The following is a 1,400-nucleotide window of genomic DNA, read 5'->3' as shown; positions in this document are numbered from 1 at the left end:
GGATTTTCGATTTTCGATTTGGGATTGATTCCACGGATAAATCACGTGGCGGGTACCACCTTTGAAATTCGTGGTCATGAGTCATCAGCCATGAGTCATAAGTTATCAATCCCTACTCTCTGCCTTCAGACCGATGACTAATGACTCCTAACTAATGACTCCTAACTAATGACTCATAATTACTAAAGGGGAAAATTTTTGTCAAAACTTTGGCGGGTACTCGGCTGAGCCACCTCCAAACCTTCGCCCCCTAAAAGTTCTAAAGGCTTACCTTCCACCGAAATCCAAACCTTGGTATTCGGTTGTAAACTCGTAGCCGTATAGATAACTTGCCCTAATCGGCCAGTCATCGAATTGCTCCCTCCCCCCGCAGTAAATTCTGCCGACAAATCGACATAAACTCCGTCATTCTTAACACTCAAACCCCTGAGTTTTGTCCCATTAGGGATTTCGCTAGAAACAGTTCCATCCTTCGGCCCAGCCAACAAACTGTTAAAAGCAGCTTGTAAAGCTGCATCAGGCTTGTCAGCTTGTTTGACAGCTACTTTCGTAGGAACTCCCTCAAATTTGCCGCTGGCATCTTTAAGCCAGTAGACTTGCACTGTCTGGACATCAGTCTGCGGCAAAGGCTTTGGCTGCGGCGACTTTGGCACCAGAGCGTTAGGCGTCTGAGCTGTAGGCGCCTGAGCTGTAGGCGTCTGAGCGGTAGGCGTCTGAGCGGTAGGCACTTGTACAGGATTGGGAGGGGGTACGGGGATAACTACAGCAGGAGATTCCGCAGGACTTGGGGACAGCGGCGGAGCCGTAGTTTGAGCAGAAGACTGCGTATCTGCGGGGGTTGGCGAACGGTTCGCGGTCCACCAGGCAATGCCCCCTCCCGCCAGTAAAGCCAACCCGCAAACACCGGCAATGACGGCTGTGGAGGCGCGGCGTACTTCTTGTCCATCTTTCATAATACAAATTCTCCTTACAGATAGAGCGCTTGGGACGGTGAGGAGCGACTCCTGATCAGCTACATTTGTCTATGGTTAGATTCGGGAATTGACACAATTGCATTGCTGCTAGCGAACACTTTATAGCAAGCCCAACATATTCTGAATCCGACTATTGGAATCCTAGACCATAATATAAGATTTCGCCCGTGGAGTATGTCACACTATCTCGATCGGCTTAGTGCCTATATTCTATAGTAATCATAAAAAATTAAAGGCTGAAGGAAAAAAGAAGAAGGAAAAAGGAAGAAGGAAGACAACGGAGGGATGTAATGGGGGTAACGGATTTAACTGAGAGAAGGAAAAAGGATGTCGATAAAAATATTTTTCCCCAAACAAAAAGCGCCCCTATTTCTAGGAGCGCTTTTTGTCAATCAAAAGCTAAAACTTAGCCATTGATAGAAGGAG

At 47.4% G+C, this 1,400-nt stretch carries 1 protein-coding gene; it reads right to left on the bottom strand.

All coding sequences use genetic code 11. From position 1 onward, the window contains the following. Positions 1–182 precede the first annotated feature (182 nt). Complete coding sequence (locus QUB20_RS28435) at positions 183–953, bottom strand: GerMN domain-containing protein (protein WP_333246931.1); 771 nt, start codon at positions 951–953, stop codon at positions 183–185. Between the last annotated feature and the right edge of the window lie 447 nt (positions 954–1,400).

The organism is Microcoleus sp. B4-C2 (assembly GCF_036705265.1).
In the GTDB taxonomy this organism is placed as follows: domain Bacteria; phylum Cyanobacteriota; class Cyanobacteriia; order Cyanobacteriales; family Microcoleaceae; genus Microcoleus.
Note: the sequence above shows the minus strand (reverse complement) of the source record. Positions and strands in the feature narration are given on the sequence as shown.

What these genes read in the sequence shown, in the direction of transcription:
- QUB20_RS28435 (WP_333246931.1), bottom strand. Translation starts at nt 953, where the DNA reads ATGAAAGATGGACAAGAAGTACGCCGCGCCTCCACAGCCGTCATTGCC.